The organism is Campylobacter sp. VBCF_04 NA7 (assembly GCF_027737405.1).
Taxonomy (GTDB): Bacteria; Campylobacterota; Campylobacteria; order Campylobacterales; family Campylobacteraceae; genus Campylobacter_B.
In genome coordinates this window covers 1-17,771 of record NZ_JAOVTT010000010.1, presented here as the reverse complement: position 1 = coordinate 17,771, position 17,771 = coordinate 1, and the positions used below count along the sequence as shown (strand labels likewise).

Annotated in this window: 15 protein-coding genes and 1 rRNA gene; 11 read left to right on the top strand and 5 right to left on the bottom strand. The window is 41.9% G+C overall.

The features are described from left to right. The first annotated feature begins 136 nt into the window (after nt 1-136). From OFO00_RS07705 to OFO00_RS07675, 7 genes are all read left to right on the top strand, one after another. The gene (locus tag OFO00_RS07705; RefSeq protein WP_270865548.1) at nt 137-3,523 is read left to right on the top strand and encodes a DUF748 domain-containing protein; all 3,387 of its coding nucleotides are present in this window, start codon (nt 137-139) and stop codon (nt 3,521-3,523) included. Between the two features lie 463 nt (nt 3,524-3,986). Next, nucleotides 3,987-4,748: a 4-hydroxy-tetrahydrodipicolinate reductase gene (dapB, locus tag OFO00_RS07700; RefSeq protein WP_270865547.1), complete on the top strand. Its 762-nt coding sequence runs from the start codon at nt 3,987-3,989 to the stop codon at nt 4,746-4,748. Between the two features lies 1 nt (nt 4,749). Beyond that, on the top strand, nt 4,750-6,096 hold the full coding sequence (gene purF, locus OFO00_RS07695; RefSeq protein WP_270865546.1) for an amidophosphoribosyltransferase: 1,347 nt from the start codon (nt 4,750-4,752) through the stop codon (nt 6,094-6,096). Between the two features lie 2 nt (nt 6,097-6,098). Next, a complete protein-coding gene (locus OFO00_RS07690) occupies nt 6,099-6,308 on the top strand; it encodes a tautomerase family protein (RefSeq protein ID WP_270862507.1) in 210 nt (69 codons plus the stop codon). 34 nt (nt 6,309-6,342) lie between these two features. After that, nucleotides 6,343-6,810 (top strand): thioredoxin-dependent thiol peroxidase, encoded by a 468-nt coding sequence (gene bcp, locus OFO00_RS07685; RefSeq protein ID WP_270865558.1) that lies wholly within the window; start codon nt 6,343-6,345, stop codon nt 6,808-6,810. Between the two features lie 110 nt (nt 6,811-6,920). Continuing rightward, nucleotides 6,921-7,685, top strand: coding sequence for a polysaccharide deacetylase family protein (locus tag OFO00_RS07680; protein WP_270865545.1), 765 nt, complete (start codon nt 6,921-6,923; stop codon nt 7,683-7,685). Nucleotides 7,686-8,014: 329 nt separating this feature from the next. Beyond that, nucleotides 8,015-8,884, top strand: coding sequence for a hypothetical protein (locus OFO00_RS07675; protein WP_270865544.1), 870 nt, complete (start codon nt 8,015-8,017; stop codon nt 8,882-8,884). 177 nt (nt 8,885-9,061) lie between these two features. On the opposite strand, the gene OFO00_RS07670 is transcribed toward OFO00_RS07675, so the two are convergent. The 3 genes from OFO00_RS07670 to OFO00_RS07660 all read right to left on the bottom strand — a co-directional run bounded on the left by OFO00_RS07670 (nt 9,062) and on the right by OFO00_RS07660 (nt 12,054). Beyond that, nucleotides 9,062-10,399, bottom strand: coding sequence for an acetyl-CoA carboxylase biotin carboxylase subunit (locus tag OFO00_RS07670; RefSeq protein WP_270859944.1), 1,338 nt, complete (start codon nt 10,397-10,399; stop codon nt 9,062-9,064). Next, nucleotides 10,396-10,857 (bottom strand): acetyl-CoA carboxylase biotin carboxyl carrier protein, encoded by a 462-nt coding sequence (gene accB, locus OFO00_RS07665; RefSeq protein ID WP_270859945.1) that lies wholly within the window; start codon nt 10,855-10,857, stop codon nt 10,396-10,398. The genes OFO00_RS07670 and accB overlap by 4 nt, the downstream gene beginning before the upstream one ends. Before the next feature lie 147 nt (nt 10,858-11,004). Then, nucleotides 11,005-12,054: a type II asparaginase gene (locus tag OFO00_RS07660; RefSeq protein ID WP_270865543.1), complete on the bottom strand. Its 1,050-nt coding sequence runs from the start codon at nt 12,052-12,054 to the stop codon at nt 11,005-11,007. A gap of 131 nt (nt 12,055-12,185) precedes the next feature. Here OFO00_RS07660 and dcd point away from each other — a divergent pair, with 131 nt between their 5' ends. From dcd to OFO00_RS07645, 3 genes are read left to right on the top strand one after another with little or no spacing between them, the layout of a single operon-like run. After that, entirely contained in the window at nt 12,186-12,746 is a 561-nt protein-coding gene (gene dcd / locus OFO00_RS07655) for a dCTP deaminase (protein WP_270859947.1), read from the top strand. Nucleotides 12,747-12,755: 9 nt separating this feature from the next. Beyond that, nucleotides 12,756-14,984: a type I DNA topoisomerase gene (gene topA / locus OFO00_RS07650; protein ID WP_270865542.1), complete on the top strand. Its 2,229-nt coding sequence runs from the start codon at nt 12,756-12,758 to the stop codon at nt 14,982-14,984. Between the two features lie 54 nt (nt 14,985-15,038). Continuing rightward, nucleotides 15,039-16,181 (top strand): cation:proton antiporter, encoded by a 1,143-nt coding sequence (locus tag OFO00_RS07645; RefSeq protein ID WP_270865541.1) that lies wholly within the window; start codon nt 15,039-15,041, stop codon nt 16,179-16,181. A 21-nt stretch (nt 16,182-16,202) separates the two neighbouring features. On the opposite strand, the gene OFO00_RS07640 is transcribed toward OFO00_RS07645, so the two are convergent. After that, nucleotides 16,203-16,412, bottom strand: coding sequence for a hypothetical protein (locus tag OFO00_RS07640; protein ID WP_270865540.1), 210 nt, complete (start codon nt 16,410-16,412; stop codon nt 16,203-16,205). Nucleotides 16,413-16,722: 310 nt separating this feature from the next. Here OFO00_RS07640 and OFO00_RS07635 point away from each other — a divergent pair, with 310 nt between their 5' ends. Beyond that, complete coding sequence (locus OFO00_RS07635; RefSeq protein ID WP_270865539.1) at nt 16,723-17,454, top strand: DUF4852 domain-containing protein; 732 nt, start codon at nt 16,723-16,725, stop codon at nt 17,452-17,454. A 204-nt stretch (nt 17,455-17,658) separates the two neighbouring features. Here the strand turns inward: OFO00_RS07635 and rrf are convergent. Further along, nucleotides 17,659-17,771, bottom strand: a 5S ribosomal RNA gene (rrf, locus tag OFO00_RS07630); the annotation flags it as partial.

Sequence of the window (17,771 nt, the reverse complement as noted above, 5' to 3'; positions counted from 1 at the left end):
TAAAAAGCGCGCCCTCCCCCTTACAAAAAACCACATTTGCCCAAAAATTCATTAATAATTAAACCTAAATTTACCTGGTTATTTTTAATTTGCTATAATTTTAGATTATTAAATTTAACAATCAATAGGCGCAAAAATGGTGAAATTTTTAGCAAAACACAAGAAAAAATTTATTTATAGCATTTGTGGGATTGGCGCGTTTTACACGCTTTTTGGCTTTTTTGGCGTGCCACTTCTCATCGAAAAAGCAGTTCCAAAAATCCTAGAAAACGAGGCAAATTTCAGCGTTAAAAGCGCGAAATTTAACCCCTTCACCTACGAACTAAACATCACAGCTCCCTCGCTTTCGACTTTCAAACCGCTATTTTCGGCAGAGAAAATCGATGTCAAGCTGAAATTTGGCGAGCTATTTAACAAAACCATAGATATCCAAACCCTGCGCCTGCAAAGCCCTAAAATCAGCATTTCGCGTGAAAATAACGGCTCGTTTAATTTCGAGAGCCTTTATGCCAATGGCGAAAGCGAAAAAACGGACGAAAATTCGAGCATAAATGTCAAGCTGGATAATTTCAAAATCGAAAACGGCGGGGTTTTTTACGAAGATTTGAGCCTAGAACGACCCTTTAAAATCGAGCTTGGTAGCTTAAACTACGAAATTGCCGGGCTAAATTTGGCTAGTAATTCTATCGGAAACCACGATTTTAACGCCTCTTCGCAGACTTTCGATAATATCTTTCACTCAGGCTCAATCAGCCTAAATCCGCTTAAAATCGAGGGAAATTTAAGCGTAGAAAATCTCAAAATCAATCCGTTTTGGCTATCGTTTTTGGATATAAAAGAGCTTGATCTACTCGGTGGAAAAATCAGCGCAAATGCCCTTTATGAGGTGATTTTAGACGAGGAAATCGCGCTAAATTTGAAAAAAAGCAAAATCGCACTAAACGATCTTGCCCTGCTTGCTAGCCAAAATTTAATCAAATCAGAGCAAATTTCGCTTGCAAATATTGATTTTGACGCCAAATTTGGGGAAAATTTAGCCACAAACTTGCGCCTTGACGAAATTTCGCTTAAAAATAGCGATTTTCTAAGCGCAGAAAATAACGCGAGTTTGGGCGAATTCAGGGCTTTTGATTTTGGTTTAAAATTTGGCTTGGAGGGCGAAAATTTGGGCTTAAATGCGAATTTAGACAAGATAAATTTAAGCGAGTGCAAATTTAACGATAGCTTAATAAATTTAAGCGCAAAGGGTGGCGAAATTTCGCAAATCAGCGCAAATTTCAGGGGCGAAAACAACGCCTCCAAAGCAGAGGCAAAAGTCGCAAAAATCGAAATTTTGCCACTAAATTTAGCCTTGGCGAAATTTGACAAGATAAATTTGGCAAATTTAAGCGCAGATGATTTTAGCTTCCAAATGGACGAAAAAGGCTCAAATTTAGCCCTAAATTTGGCAAAATTTGGCGAACTTAACCTAGCCAATAAAAACGAAAAATTTAGCGGAATTAAAAATTTAAGCGCGCAAAAGCTAAATTTTGCCCTAGATAAACTTGCCCTAAATATCGACAAAATCGGCATTGACGCGCCGTTTTTTAACTCAGAGATTAGCGAAGAAGGCGCAAAAAGCATAAACGATTTAAGCGTGATTTCTTACGCGCCTAGCAAGGCGGAAAATGCGAAATTTAGGCAAAATTTATTAGCTCAGATACACTCGCTCGCCCCAGAAGCCAATTTCACGCAAAATAGCGAAAATAACGGCTCCGCGCGCAGTATTTCACCAGCCAAAAATGAGCCAAAATTTAGCTTTGCTGTCGCGCAAATCGCGCTAAATGGTGGCCACGCGAAAATCACAGAGAGCTTCGTAGCCCCACAGATGACCCACAACCTCGCTAAAATTGACGCTAGCGTGCAAAATCTATCTAGCAATTTTAGCACCCCTTTTAGCGCCAAAGCAAGCGTGGCAAGCGACGAAATAAGCGTCAATGCGACCTCGAAAATCACCATAAATCCGCTGAACTTAGACATTGATTTTGATGTCGCTCACCCTGATTTGCGCAAAGCAAACCCGTATTTGGAGCAGTTTTTAAACGCAAAAATCGCAAGTGGTAGCGCAAATTTAAAAGGAAATTTCAAATTTAGCGATAAATTTGCGCTAAATGCTGAAATTTCGGGCAAAAATTTAGCCCTAAACGACGCAAAAGGGGCGAAAGTTTTTAGCATAAATAGCGCAAAAGTGGGCGCGCTAAGCCTAAATGAGAGCAAAATCGATATCAAAAATATCGCCATAAACGCCCCTTACGCGAAAATCCATATTGCCAAAAACGGCGAGATAAACCTAGCCAAACTAGCCAAAACTTCGCCAAAATCCACAAGCAAACCAGCCTCCAAATCGCCCGCGCCAAAAGCCCAAGCAGGTGGGCAAAAAAACGCTTTTGGCGTGAATATTTCAAATCTCAGCGTGCAAAACGGCTCGTTTAATTTCATCGACGATACGCTGTTTATGCCGCTAAATATCACGGTCTCCAAAATCAAAACTACAATCGATAAAATCAGCGACAAATCCCAAGCAAACCTCAAATTTAACGGCCTTGTGGGCAAAAGTGGCTTAGGGCAAATCGCTCTTAAAGCCTATCCTTTCGCGCCAGAGCAAAAAAGCGATATTAGCGTGGTTTTAAAAGATGTCGCGCTCAGTGATATCACCCCATACAGCGCGAAATTCGTGGGCTATGAGATAAAAAGCGGCAAGAGCAATTTAAAGCTAAATTATAAAATCAACGCCTCCAAACTAAACGCCACAAACGACATAAACCTCGATAATCTCGTGCTTGGCGAAAAAGTTGAGAGTAAAGACGCGCTGAATTTGCCGCTGGATTTAGCGATTTCGATTCTCAAAGACAGCGACGGCCAAATCAATGTCAGCCTGCCAATCAGCGGGAATCTAAACGATCCGAAATTTAGCTTTGGAGGCGTAATTGTGGGGGCTGTGACGAAGCTATTTAGCGATATCGTGCTAAGTCCGTTTAGGTTTTTGGGCAAAATCGCTGGAATCGATACTGCCTCGCTCGATGGAATCGACTTCGAGCCTGCTAGTAGCGAGATTTTGATCAGCGAAAACGAAAAAATCGAGAATCTTGCCACGATTGCAAAATCAAAGCCAGAAATCAAAATTACCCTAACCCCAGCATATAACGAGAAGCTCGATACTAGGGCGTTTAAGCTCGTCACGCTAAACGAAAATATAGACAGGGTAATGCTAAAAGAAAATCTCTCATCTGACGCTGCGATTGCGAGCCTAAGGGCGAAACACCGTATAAAAGAGGGTGGCGAAGAGGGATTTGAAAAACTCATACAGGCGCAAAAATTCACAACCTCGCGTTTGGAGAATTTAGCCGTCGCGCGCGCTAAATCCGTGCAAAGCGCGCTTGCAAATTTGGGTGTTTCGGACTCACAAATCGTGATTAAAAAGCCTGCAAATGTCAGCGCGAAGCAAGATAGCTTCATCAGCGTCGGCCTTGGCGTAGAGAAGTGAAATTTAAAAATTTCGTAATTACAAGAGAAATGCGAAGCATTTCCGTAAAAATAAAATCAGCTAAATTTAGAGCGAAGCTCTAAATTTAGCCACTTCTAAGGTTTTACAGGGGTGGGGGTTGGTAAGGGGGAGGGTAGTGTTTCCAAAACCAGCGTAGCGGTGCGAGGCGGAAGCCGAAGCAGGTTTCTTGCGAGCGCAGCGCGCGAAGCAGAGCAAACAAGCGCGCCCTCCCCCTTACAGAGAATTTCAAATTTTGCTTAAAATTTAAAAAATCGTTCAATGCTAAATTTAGGTTGAATTCCGAATTTAAATTTTACTGGATTGCTTCGTCGCTGTTTCACAGCTCCTCGCAATGACAGATTAAGCAAAATTTGCGCTACGGAAAATTCCACGCAACGAATTCAGAAATAAGCTAAATTTGGCTATACTACGCCAAATTTTTACAAATTCAGAAAGGGTTAAAATGGTTAGGATTGGTATCCACGGCGGTAGCGGTAGAATGGGGAGTATGATTTATGAGTGTCTGAAAAACTACGAAAACGCAGAAGTTAGCGCGATTTATACTATTGAGGAGCTCTCATACAGCCCCAAATGCGTAATCACAGACGATTTGGCGAAATTTTTTGATTCTTGCGATGTGGTGATTGATTTTACCATTAGAGACGGGGCGATAAATTTATTAAAATTCGCCCAAACTCACCCAAAACCCCTTGTCATCGGCACTACTGCCCTAGGCGATGAGGGCGAAGCACTGCTAAAAGAGTGCGCACAAAAAATGCCAGTTTTTCACGCGACAAATATGAGCCTTGGAGTAGCCGTGCTAAACAAGCTCGTAAATCTAGCTAGCAAGGCTTTGCGCGATTTTGATTGCGAAATAGTCGAAATGCACCACAAACACAAAAAAGACGCCCCAAGTGGCACAGCAATGACATTAGCCACTACTGCTGCAAATGCGCGAGATTTAGATATCAAAAAAGTGCGAATTAGCGGGCGCGACGGGCTAATCGGAGAACGGGGCAAAGACGAAATCGCTGTCATGGCGCTTCGTGGTGGCGATATCGTCGGACGCCACACAGTAGGGTTTTACAACGATGGCGAGTATATCGAGCTAAACCATACCGCCACGAGCCGTGCAACCTTCGCCAATGGCGCGATTAAGGCTGGAATTTGGCTTGCCACACAAAAAAATGGCCTTTATAGCATAAATGATTGTTTAGGATTTTAAAATGTGCGCGATAGTAGGAGTTATAAATTCAGCCAATGCGGCTAAAACGGCGGTTTATGGGCTGTTTTCGATGCAACACCGAGGCCAAGAGGCAAGCGGAGTAAGTGCTAATCACAACCACCATATAAACACGGTAAAAGGTCAAGGGCTAGTAACCAAAATTTTCACCCCGCAAGCCCTTGAAATTTTAAAGGGCAATAGCGCAATCGGCCACAATCGCTACTCCACAGCGGGCAACGAGAGTATCCACGACGCGCAACCAATCTCCGCTAAATACGCCCTAGGCGAAATTTCAATCGTGCATAATGGAAATTTGATAAACAAAGATAGCGTTAGATCTGAGCTAATCGCCGAGGGAGCGATATTTCAGTCAAATATGGACACAGAAAATATCTTGCATTTAATCGCTAGAAGCAAAGAAAAAAAATTGCAAAACCGCATAATCGAGGCTGTGAAAAAATGCGCTGGGGCGTATTCGCTTCTGATTTTAAGTCGTAGCAAAATGTTTGCCCTGCGCGATCCGCACGGCGTAAGGCCTCTTAGTATCGGTAGATTAAATGACGGCGGATATATCGTAGCGAGCGAGACATGCGCCTTTGATTTGGTGGGAGCGGAGTTTATACGAGATGTGAAGCCCGGCGAAATGGTGATTTTCGAAGAGGGCAAAGATGAGATAAAATCGCTTCAAATTTTCGAAGAAGTTGATCCTAGAATTTGCGCATTTGAATACATATATTTCGCCCGCCCAGACAGCACGGTCGAGGGTAAAAATGTCTATAATATCCGCAAAAAACTAGGCGCAGTTTTGGCTGAAAAATGCAAAAATATCAAAGCTGATTTTGTCGTCCCTGTCCCAGATAGTGGCGTGCCAGCCGCTTTGGGATACTCGGCTGCAAGCGAGGTGCCTTTTGAGCTAGCGATTGTGAGAAATCACTATGTGGGGCGCACATTTATCGAGCCGACACAAGAAATGCGAAATTTAAAGGTCAAACTCAAACTAAACCCTATGAGCGAGGTTTTGAAAGACAAAAGTATAGTCGTCATCGACGATAGTATCGTGCGAGGCACAACTAGCAAAAAAATCGTCGAGCTTCTGCGCCACGCTGGGGCGAGGGAGATTCACATGTGTATCGCAAGCCCAGAAATCAAGCACCCAGATAGATACGGCATAGACACGCCAAGCTACGCCGAGCTAATCAGCGCAAACAAAAGCACCGAAGAGGTGCGCGAGTATATCGGCGCAGACAGCCTGACATTTCTAAGCATAAATGAGCTTGTCGGCGCGCTAGGAGATGAGCGAAAATATTCGCTAATCAGTTTTGACGGAGATTATTTTATAAAGGAGTAAAAATGCCAATCATCAATATCCACCTAACCAAACCAGCCCCAAGCAAGGAGTTGCAAGACAAAATCGCTGGTGAAATCACCAAAACAATGGTCGAAAACCTAGGCAAGGTGCCAAGTCGCGTGGTCGTAAAATTCGAATACGACGAGGCTGAGAATTTCTATTTCGGTGGCGAAAGCGTCGCAGATATGCGCAAAAAGGCGCAAAATGGCTGAGACTACATTTAGCGCAGAGGATTTAGCGCGCAAAATCACGCTTGCTAAGGGCGATATGGCGCCAAATTTCGCCCTAGAAAACGCCGACGGGGTGCAAATTCGCCTAAGCGATTTTATCGGCAAAAGGGTCGTTTTGTATTTTTATCCTAAGGATAATACGCCTGGTTGCACCACTGAGGCTTGCGAATTTAGCGAGCTTTGGGATAAATTTATCGCCGAGGACGCCCTGATTATAGGCATTAGCCCAGATAGCACCAAATCACACGCCAGCTTTATCGCCAAGCAAAGCCTGCGCCATATCTTGCTAAGCGACCACGAACGCGAAGTCGCCAAGGCTTACGGCGTGCTTCAAGTGCGCAAAAACTACGGGCGCGAGTATCTAGGGATCGTGCGCTCGACATTTCTCATCGGCAAAGACGGCAAAATCGAAAAAGTCTATAAATCTGTCAAAGCCAAAGACCACGCCGCAAAGGTGCTTGGCGACATTTTGGCGCAAAAATAAACAAAATTTAAGCGCAAATTTGGGGCAAAATTTAGAAATTTTAGCGAATTTCAAAATTTGCCCCTTTTTAAATTTAGCCAAAATTTAGCCGAATTTACAAGGGGAAATCAATGAAAAAATTTTTAATTTTTATCTGCGCTTTGGGGGTTTTGTGTGGCGCGCAGGGCGAAAATTTGACCAAAGAGCAAATTTTGCAAAAATACTCTGCCCCCACGCCCAAACTTTGGGGCGAGGAATTACAGGGCGTGATTAAAAATTTCAAAACCGATAAAAAACAAATCGCCCTCACGCTCGATCTGTGCGGAAGCAAAACGGACGATTTGGACGAGCGAATCGTGGGATTTTTAGAAAAACACAGCCTGAAAGCGACATTTTTTGTAAATTTGCGCTGGATAGAGAAATTCCCACAAAAATTCGAGCGTTTGCGCCAAAATCCAAATTTCGAAATCGAAAATCACGGCACCGCACACTCCCCAGCCTCGCTAAATGGGGCTAGTATTTACGGCATAAAGGGCACGGCGGATGCTGGCGAGCTATACGATGAAATCGCGCGAAACGCCGATTTAATCGAAAAAATCACTGGCGCACGCCCGAAATTTTACCGCTCAGGCACGGCGTATTACGATGAGTTTGCCGTGGCGCAGATTTATGATATGGGATACGCGCCCGTGGGATTTAGTGTGCTAGGAGATGCTGGGGCTACGATGAGCGCGGAAGGGGCGCGCACCGCTGTGTCTAGTGCGCGCGGCGGCGACATCATCATCGCTCACGCCAACCACCCCCAAAAGCCAAGTGGCGCAGGCGTGGTGGGGGGCCTTAAAATTTTGGTTAAAAATGGCTTTGAGTTCGTGCGATTAGACGAAGTTTTGGAGTAAATTTCGCCCGTTTTGTCATCGGCAAAATTTGCGAAATATTTTGTGGCGATTCAGAGAAATTCCCTAGCCCTTGATTTGTCATTGCGAGCAAGCTTGCTTGCGTGGCAATCTACGAGCTTGAAATTCAAAGTCAGCGTTTTGGCTAATTTCATTGAATTTTAAAATTTTGCGAATTTAGCGATTGGCGATTTTAATTCGTAGATTGCTTCGTCAAGGCTACGCCTTTCCTCGCAATGACAGATTTGGCAAAATTTACATTTGATTTGTCATTGCAAAAATGCGAAACATTTCGTATCGTGGATAAACGATACGACCTGAAAGGAAAATTTATGGACTTAATTATAACTTTTGTATTTGCCGCTTATGTAGTAGTAAGCGTTATAATATGCGTTATTGTGGGTGCAGTTTCAAAAAGCAATAAAGCAGTGGCTATATCTGTTGCCTTATGTGTTTTGGTGCCGTTTTACGATGTCGTTCCTACTAGGATTATCGCAAATAAATATTGCCAAATAGAGCCTAAATCAAAGATTGATAAAATTGTAGAATATCCAAAAAGTGTATATGTCGAAATCAATAGTAGCGATAAAGATGAAATACTCTATAATGGTCAATTATGTGGGGAATTCGATGAAGCTATGTTGGACGGAATTCATGTTGAAAAAATGGCTGTTAATTGTTACGGCGAAATAATACAAAAAGAATTTGATACAAATTCATCAGATTATAAACAATACATAAATTTAATTTCACAATATCAAAATTTACACGCCGATAAATCAGCTCAATTCGATTTTTATAGGAAAAATAAAAAGGCTATTGAAGAAACCAAATTCAAAATAACAAAACGCAACGAAGTGGAAAAAGATAGAGATATTATCAAAAATTACAACTATTCTATAATAATAAATAAAAGTGAAAAAATCTCTGATAGTTTATTTGAAAATGCTTTTTATCATATCGTAAATGTATCTATTGTAGAAAATAAAACGGAAAAAGAAATAGCTTTTTGGAAAATGTATATTAGAAATAATGAAGCGACTTTTATTTTCCCTGAAATATTAATGCCACATTTTGCCGATGATTACCAATTTACGAATAAAGTATGTGGCAAAATACAAGAGATAGAAAAAGTCTTCGATATGAAAAAATGGAGTTTTGATTTTTCAAATTTATTTAACTATCGTATCTATCTCAGATAAAAATACAAAAATTTTTAATAAAGGAGAAATCTAATGAATACATTAGAGCAAAACATTACGGAATTTGGGCTGTTAGCCGAAATGGCTTATTTAAAGCAAAATAAAATTTTTAATGAAATGAAATAAAAATAAATAATTTAACTAAATTTAGCCCAAAAATGGGCTAAATTTAGAATTTTAGTGTTTTGACAGATAGTTTGTATCGTAGTCGTTGTTGATAAAATCAGGGTTATTCATCATCGCAATGTGGAAATCGCGGGTCGATTTGATACCGCCGATGACGAGCTGGGATAGTGCGATTTTCATTTTTGAAATCGCGCGAAGCCTGTCTTTGTCATGCACGATAAGCTTGCCAATCATACTATCGTAAAACGCCGGCACGCTGTATCCCTCATACACATGGCTATCCATACGCACATTGCGTCCGCCAGGTGCTATGTAGCGAGTGATTTTGCCCGGATTTGGCATGAAGCTTTTCGGATCTTCGGCTGTGATTCTGCACTCAATCGCATGTCCGCTAAATTTAATCTCATCTTGGCTAGGGAGCTTGTGTCCCTCTGCCACACGAATCATTTGTTCGATCAAATCAAGCCCTGAGCGCATTTCGCTGACCGTATGCTCGACCTGCAAGCGTGTATTCATTTCAATGAAATAAAATTTCTTATCCTTGCTGTCGTATAAAAACTCAAATGTTCCCGCACTGACATAGCCTATCGCCTTAGTCGCGCGAACGGCAGTTTCTAGGAGCTTGGCGCGGGTTTCTTCGTCGAGTATCACCGCCGGGCTCTCTTCGATTAGTTTTTGATGGCGGCGTTGCATAGAGCAGTCGCGCTCGCCCACATGTAGGACATTTCCGTGCTCGTCGCCGATGACTTGAACCTCGATATGGCGCGGATTGGTGATGTATTTTTCCATATACATTGTCCCGTCGCCAAACGCGCTCATAGCCTCACTCTCAGCCGACCAAAAGAGCTTTTCTAAATCCTCTTCTCTCTCGACCACTCTCATACCGCGTCCGCCACCACCAGCGGCTGCTTTGATGATGACAGGATAGCCGATTTCCTTTGCTAGTTTGCGCGCAGCCTCGACATCGGCAATCGCGCCATCTGATCCTGGCACTACCGGGATTCCAGCTCTCATCATTACTTGCTTAGCCTTGCTTTTATCGCTCATTAGCGTCATAGCTTCAACACTTGGGCCGATAAATTTAATGCCGTGTTTAGCGCAAATTTCGACGAAATTTTGATTTTCGCTCAAAAATCCATAACCAGGGAAAATCGCGTCAGCCTCTGTCAGCTCGCATGCTGTGATAATTGCGGGGATATTTAGGTAGCTATCAGTCGAGCGTGGCCCACCTATGCAGATCGCAGCGTCAGCATATTTGACATAAAGTGCGTCTTGATCGGCTGTTGAATGCACGACAATGGCCTTTTTGCCCATTTCCTGAATAGTGCGAAGTGCGCGAAGCGCTATCTCACCGCGGTTTGCGATAAGAATTTTATTTAGCTCTTTCATAGCTTTTCAACCTCAAATAGCGACATAGCGTATTCTACTGGTTGTCCGTCCTCTACTAGCGATTTGATGATACGACAATCAAACTCAGCCTCGACCTCGTTCATAATCTTCATCGCTTCGATAATGCCGATAGTATCGCCTTTATGCACGACTTGACCGGCGCTTACAAATGGGTTTGCGCCCGGACTTGCAGCCTTGTAAAAAGTGCCAACCATAGGGCTATCAATAGTATCCATGCTAGCCTTGCTAGCTGCGTGAGAGTCGCCTACGACGACATTTACAGCTGGCACAGCAGCCGGGGCGTGCGGTGCAGGTGTGGCACATGCTGCGCCGGTTTCGATATCTGCGCCGAATTTTTTAATTTCGATTTCAAAATCGTCATTTTTAATTTTAATCTTGCTCAGAGATGATTTTTCGTCAAAAAAAGTCATCAATTCCTTAATATCTTCTTGTTTCATTTATTTCTCCTAAAAATAGAAATTCCAAAGGCGCATTTTACCTAAATTTAGTTAATTCTTACATTAAATTTAAATTTAGCGAAATTTTATGGAATTTAAAGTGAAGTTAAATTTAAAAAAGGGCGCAAAATCTGCGCCCAAGAGTTATTAATGAGTAGCGTAAATTTCAGCAATTTTCGCTTTGTCTAGACCTTTTGAAAGGGCAAGTTGTAGTAAAACCCTAGCTTTGGCAGCGTTTAGGTTATCGCTTGTTAAAAATCCGTATTTTGCGTCATCGACCTCTGCGCCAACGCTTGTTGAGCCAGAACCTGTGCGAGAAGCGCGAACTACGACAACGCCGTTTTCGCTAGCTTTTGCAAGTGCAGCTTCGACAGTTGGGAAAGGATTTCCATTGCCCATACCAGCTAGCACGATACCTTTGGCGCCGTTTGCAACAGCAGTTTCAACGAAATCAGCGACATCTTGTGCGTGAGCGAACAAAATATCAACGCGTGGAAGCTCTTTTACATCTTTGATGTTAAATACGCTATCGACTGTGTGTTTGCGAAGTGGATTCATATAGAAATTTACGATTCCGTAATTTACGGTGCCGATTTTGCCTGCGTTTGGTGAAGCAAATGTATCAACAGCAGTTGTGTTTGTTTTAGTTACTTCGCGTGCTGCGTGAATTTCGTCGTTCATTACGACCATTACGCCTTTTTCGCGAGCGCTTGGGTTGATTGCGACATTTACGCCATTAAAGATATTTAGCGGGCCATCTGCGCTTAGTGAAGTGCCAGATCTCATCGCGCCAACCATTACGATAGGTTTTTTGCTTTTTACAACCAAATTTAGAAAATACGCTGTCTCTTCCATAGTATCAGTTCCGTGAGTGATGACTACGCCATCGACATCGTTTTTTGTAAGTAGCTCATTTACGCGGTTTGCTAGTTTTAGCCAAACTTCATCGTTCATCTCTTGTGAGCCGATTTGCGAAATTTGCTCGCCTTTGACATTTGCAATGTCGTTGATTTGAGGAACAGCAGCTAGCAATTCATCGACAGTTTTTGTGCCTGATGTGTAATCACCGCTAACAGCGCTATCGCCTCCACCAGCGATTGTGCCACCTGTGGCCAAAATGTAGATGTTTGGTTTAGCCGCAACTAGTGATGAAGCGATAAAAAGCGCAGCGAACGCGAATTTGCCTAAGATTTTCATCTTGTCTCCTTAAAATTTGATAAATTTCTGCATTTAATTGCAAAATTAAATTTGAATTATAGCACCAAATTTGTAAATCGTGGAATTTTATTGCTATAATGCGCGAAAAATTTTTCAGTTTAAGGATAAATATGGGACTAAAAAGCGATAAATGGATTAGAGAAATGTCGCAAAAGCACGCTATGATAGTGCCATTTGCCGAAGAGCAAGTGGGAAAAGGCGTGGTGAGCTATGGCGTATCAAGCTACGGATATGATATCAGAGTGGGAAATGAGTTTAAAATTTTCACAAATATCGGTGGCACGGTCGTCGATCCTAAGAATTTCGACGAAAAAAATGTCGTGGATTTCGTAGGCGATATCTGTATCGTCCCGCCAAATTCGTTTGCGCTAGCTCGCACAATCGAGTATTTTAATATGCCTTCTGATGTGCTTGCAATCTGCCTTGGCAAGAGCACTTACGCAAGGTGCGGAATCATCGTAAATGTAACGCCTTTTGAGCCGGGATTTAAGGGGCATATCACGATCGAAATCTCAAACACAACCCCGCTTCCAGCCAAAATTTACGCAAACGAGGGAATCGCGCAGGTGCTGTTTTTGCAAGGCGATGAGCCATGCGAAGTAACATACGCCGACAAAAAGGGCAAATACCAAGCCCAAGAGGGTATTACGCTACCAAGAATTTTAAAATAAGAGAGAAATATGAAAAATTTAGTCATAGTTGAATCACCAGCCAAAGCCAAAACGATAAAAAAATTTTTAGGCGAAGATTACGAAGTAATCGCTAGCAAAGGTCATATCCGCGACCTTCCGCAGAAAAAATTTGGCATTAAAATCGACGGCAACAAATTTAGCCCTGAATACGAAATCAGCACCGATCACGAAGCGATCGTGTCGCAGATAAAAAATTTAGCCAAAAAAGCAGGTCAAATTTACCTAGCAACCGACGAGGATAGAGAGGGAGAGGCGATAGCATACCATATCGCAGAATCAATCGGCAAAGCCCCAACCAGCCTGCCTCGCATTGTATTTCACGAAATCACAAAAAGCGCGATTGATAACGCCATAAACTCGCCACGCACGCTCGATATGAATAGCGTAAATGCCCAACAAGCGCGTCGCTTACTAGATCGCATAGTAGGATACAAGTTAAGTCCGCTACTAAACACCAAAATCCAAAGAGGGCTAAGCGCTGGGCGCGTCCAAAGCGCGGCTTTAAAAATCATTGTCGATAAAGAGCGCGAAATAAGAGCGTTTGTGCCGGTAGAATACCACAGCATAGACGCTGTTTTTAAGAAAAAGCTAGAAGCCGAATTTGTCAAATTTAACGGCGAAAAAATGGAAAAACTATCCATAAAAACAAAAGCCCAGGCCGATAAAATTTTAAAAATTTTAAAAAGCGAAGAATTTAGCGTTAGCGCGATTGAGAGCAAATCTCGCAAAACAGCCCCAAGCGCGCCGTTTATGACAAGCACACTTCAACAAGCAGCCTCAACTAGCCTTGGCTTTAATCCGCGCAAGACTATGAGCCTAGCCCAGAGCCTGTATGAGGGCGTGAATACGAATTTTGGCGGTGCGATTACATATATGAGAACAGATAGCCTAAATTTAGCCAAAGAGGCCGTTGCTGCCGCACGCGATATGATCGAAAAAACCTATGGCGCGCAGTATCTGCCAAAATCGCCAAACATTTACACCACCAAATCCAAAGGCGCGCAAGAAGCCCACGAGGCGATTCGCCCTACAAACATAGCCTTTACGCCACAAATGGCAAAGGCCACGCTCCCACGCGACGAAGCTAGGCTTTATACGCTGATTTATAACCGTTTCATCGCATGTCAAATGAGCGCTTCTACCTCAGATATCCAAACAATCACGATTTGTGGGGCGAGCGCTGAATTTCGCATAAGCGGGCGCAAGGTTACATTTGACGGATTTTACAAGGTTTATGGTGATTTGGATAAGGATAAAATTTTGCCCGAGCTTAAAAAAGGCGATAAAATGGAGCTTGAAAGCCTAGGAAGCGAACAACATTTCACCGAAGCACCAGCTAGGTATTCAGAAGCTAGTTTGATTAAAAAGCTAGAAAGTCTAGGCATTGGCAGACCAAGCACTTATGCGCCAACTATCACGCTTCTAACCTCGAAAAAATATGTCGAAATCGACAAAAAACAGCTAATCCCAGCCGAGGTCGCCTTTAAAATCACCGAGGTTTTGGAGGGGCATTTTAAAAATATCGTTGATAGCAACTTCACCGCCAAAATGGAAGAAAAACTCGATGAAATCGCCGAAAATAAGGCTGATTGGCAAGAAATTTTGGCGAATTTTTACTACCCATTTATGGACGAAATCGCCAAAGGCAAGAGCGAAATCGCTAGCCAAAAAATCTCCGAACCAATCGGCGAGAAATGCCCGCAATGTGGCAAAGAGTTAGTAAGGCGCGCTGGGCGTTTTGGCGAGTTTATCGCATGCGAAGGGTATCCGAAATGCAAATACTCTCGCAATCTAGGCGAGAGCGCAGATGAGGCAAGCAAATCCGAGCCTGAAAAAATCGGCGAGAAATGCCCACAATGTGGCAAAGAGTTAGTCAAGCGCGCTGGGCGTTTTGGCGAGTTTATCGCGTGCGAGGGCTATCCGAAATGCAAATACTCTCGCCAAATCGAAGGCGCTGCCAAAGCCCCAGCCAAAAAGGCCACCAGCACCGGCGTAATCTGCCCAAAATGCGCCAAGGGCGATGTGGTCGAGAGATTTTCGCGCAGGGGGAAATTTTATGGTTGCTCGAACTATCCAAAGTGCGATTTTGTGAGCAACTACGCCGTGCTTTCGCGCAAATGCCCTGAGTGCAAAAACACCTACATGGTGCGAAAAGAGCTGAAAAAAGGCAATTTCGCCGAGTGTCCGAAATGCAAATTTAAAGAGGAAATCGAATAAACAAATTTAGCCATTGCCAAATTTGGCGTGGCTAAATTTCGAAATTTAACCAAAATGAGCGAAATTTTAATTTTAATCACGCTAGGATTTTTCATATTTACCTCGCCGTATCTAGCCAAAGTGCTAAAAATCCCAGTCTCGCCCACAGAGATAATCCTAGGCATAATCGCTGGAAATTTGGGCCTGCTTTATGCCAATCCTACCTTTGATTTCGCCTCTAAAATCGGGTTTTATTACCTTATGTTTTTGGCTGGGGCAGAGGTGGATTTTCGCTTTTTGTTTAAAATTTCGCGCCAAATTTTAAAAAAATCGCTTCTGTTTTTGACCCTGCTTTATATCTTGGGCGCGATTTTGGTAGCGATTTTTGATTTGCCAAATTTAATCATCATCGCCGTGCCACTTATGAGCGTAGGACTACTCTCGACGCTGTATAAGGACTACGGCAAGGACGAAGAGTGGCTCAATCTAGCCATGCTAGTAGGCGTGCTTGGCGAGATAGTAAGCATCGTAGCCCTTAGCGTGGTGGGGATTTACCTAAAAGACGGCTTTGGGGCGAGTATGCTGCTTAAAATCGGCTCGCTTGTGGGATTTATCGGCGCAATCGCGCTAGTGTTTAAGTCCCTAGAAATGGTGTTTTGGTGGTATCCGAGCCTAAAAACCATAATCATGCCACACTATGACAAAAACGAAAAAGACATACGATTTGCTATGGCGATTTTTTGTCTAATTTGCGCGAGCGCGTCGTGGCTAGATATCGAAATCTTTATCGCGGCCTTCATCGCGGGGGCGTTTTTGCCGACATTTTTCTCGCACAAAGAGGGCCTCGTGCCAAAGCTATCGTCGTTTGGCTTTGGTTTTATCGTGCCGATATTTTTCATACACACAGGCGCGGCGGTCGAGCTGGACGCACTGCTAATGCCCGGGGTTTTGAAATTTTGCCTGCTGCTAGCTGGGATAATGATTTTTACGAGAATTTTGTGCGCTGGGGTGTTTTGGGAGATACTGCACGCGCGAGCAGGCGCGCTTTTTGCGCTTAGCCTCTCAATGCCACTGACACTTTTAATTGCGACTGCGACGCTGTTTTTCGAGGCAAATTTCATAAGCAAAGAGATTTATTACGCAATGATCGTCGCCTCGCTGATAGAAGCTTTGGTAGCGATGATACTGATAAATTTTATTTTTAATTATAAAAAGTAAAATTTAATCAATGCAAATTTTTTAAAATTTTAAATTAATTTTTCTAATATCTTTGATTTCTAATCCAAATTTTTCTTTGCCATAGTTTGATGTTGAAATACAGCGTGGATTTTCGACACTGACCAAATTTAAATTTGATTGTAGAATTTTGGAATTCGGAAGCATAGAAGCGTTTAGCGTGGCAGAAAATCCAAAAATTATGGCGATGAATATATTTATAAATTTATTCATATTCATACTCTCCACTCAAAGACTAGTTCTATATTAATTGAATTTAAAACATCGCTTACTTGTAAAAGAAAATTTTTACCTTTTTCGTTTATACAATGTCTAGATACTATTTTTATTTTAATTTTTTACTTTTTAATTTTTCGTAGCACAAAAATTGATTGCAGACTTGCTCAAAATTTAACAATTCTCACGATAACTTTGACAAAAAATATCAAATTTAACCATAATTTTTCCAAAAAATCTCAGTTTTAAACTATGTTTAAGCCCGCCCTCTTTATAATTACCTTAAATTTACTTTAAAGGATAAATTATGTTAAAAAAACTCCTTTTAGCGTCGCTAGTTTGCGGATTGTGTTTTGGCGGGGAAGCTATCGATTTTAACGGAAATGTTAGCGATGAGTTGGTCTTACACGCTCTTGCAAACAATAATATAATAGAAGATAATATAGCAGGAGCATGGTATTTATATCATTTTGATGACTCAAAATACTACAAAGTCAAAGATGATGAATTTGAAAGAGCAGATGCCTACAAACAAGCAAAAGAAGCATTAGAAAAGCTAAAAGAACAACACAAAAACCTTGATACAAACAAAATTTATTCTATGCTCTCAATAGCAGAATTTGATGAATATGATTTTGAAAAAGAGGAATTTCCTGTTAAATTTATAACCAAAGATAGCTTTTATAATCTTAGTAAGGGAAAAATTGCAAGGGCTCTAAGCGGTAGCGATCAAGGTATTTTAGTTTTTGATAATGTCAATACCGATAAGCATATTTTAAAAATGGCAAAAGATGAAGCAAAAGAGTTTTTAAAAGCTAAAAAATCACCTGGTTATATCGATAGGGTTATTGATATAGATATAGAATTTTCACTAAGCAAAGTAGAATTTAGTGAAAATAGCAAACAGATAGAGGAAGATTATCATTGCCCTGAGATAGTAGTTACGGGACATATAAAAAAGCTAACGCTTCTAGATAGAAAGGTCAAAGATCCAAAAAGCAAAAAACCAAAAGTCCTATCTGTGGTAGAATACGAGTAAAAATCTAATCCCCCTGCAAAGCATTTTTGCGCGGGGATTTTTAAATTTTTTTGTATAAATCGTATGGTGGGCAACTTATTGCCCACCATAATGGTAAGCAAATAATATGCAAATTTATGCACATGTTTTATTGTATAACATTAAAGAAAATTTACAACTAATTAAATTTTGATTGATTAAATTTTAAAGCAAGAATAAAAACAAAGTCCGCAACGACCTACTTTCCCGACATCCGAGTAACGGAGAGTATCATCAGCCATGATGAGCTTAGCTTCTTGGTTCGGTATGGAGCAAGGCGTTTCCTCATCTGTATAGTC

What these genes read in the sequence shown, in the direction of transcription:
- OFO00_RS07705 (WP_270865548.1), top strand. Translation starts at nt 137, where the DNA reads ATGGTGAAATTTTTAGCAAAACACAAGAAAAAATTTATTTATAGCATT.
- dapB (WP_270865547.1), top strand. Translation starts at nt 3,987, where the DNA reads ATGGTTAGGATTGGTATCCACGGCGGTAGCGGTAGAATGGGGAGTATG.
- purF (WP_270865546.1), top strand. Translation starts at nt 4,750, where the DNA reads ATGTGCGCGATAGTAGGAGTTATAAATTCAGCCAATGCGGCTAAAACG.
- OFO00_RS07690 (WP_270862507.1), top strand. Translation starts at nt 6,099, where the DNA reads ATGCCAATCATCAATATCCACCTAACCAAACCAGCCCCAAGCAAGGAG.
- OFO00_RS07680 (WP_270865545.1), top strand. Translation starts at nt 6,921, where the DNA reads ATGAAAAAATTTTTAATTTTTATCTGCGCTTTGGGGGTTTTGTGTGGC.
- OFO00_RS07675 (WP_270865544.1), top strand. Translation starts at nt 8,015, where the DNA reads ATGGACTTAATTATAACTTTTGTATTTGCCGCTTATGTAGTAGTAAGC.
- OFO00_RS07670 (WP_270859944.1), bottom strand. Translation starts at nt 10,399, where the DNA reads ATGAAAGAGCTAAATAAAATTCTTATCGCAAACCGCGGTGAGATAGCG.
- accB (WP_270859945.1), bottom strand. Translation starts at nt 10,857, where the DNA reads ATGAAACAAGAAGATATTAAGGAATTGATGACTTTTTTTGACGAAAAA.
- OFO00_RS07660 (WP_270865543.1), bottom strand. Translation starts at nt 12,054, where the DNA reads ATGAAAATCTTAGGCAAATTCGCGTTCGCTGCGCTTTTTATCGCTTCA.
- dcd (WP_270859947.1), top strand. Translation starts at nt 12,186, where the DNA reads ATGGGACTAAAAAGCGATAAATGGATTAGAGAAATGTCGCAAAAGCAC.
- topA (WP_270865542.1), top strand. Translation starts at nt 12,756, where the DNA reads ATGAAAAATTTAGTCATAGTTGAATCACCAGCCAAAGCCAAAACGATA.
- OFO00_RS07645 (WP_270865541.1), top strand. Translation starts at nt 15,039, where the DNA reads ATGAGCGAAATTTTAATTTTAATCACGCTAGGATTTTTCATATTTACC.
- OFO00_RS07640 (WP_270865540.1), bottom strand. Translation starts at nt 16,412, where the DNA reads ATGAATAAATTTATAAATATATTCATCGCCATAATTTTTGGATTTTCT.
- OFO00_RS07635 (WP_270865539.1), top strand. Translation starts at nt 16,723, where the DNA reads ATGTTAAAAAAACTCCTTTTAGCGTCGCTAGTTTGCGGATTGTGTTTT.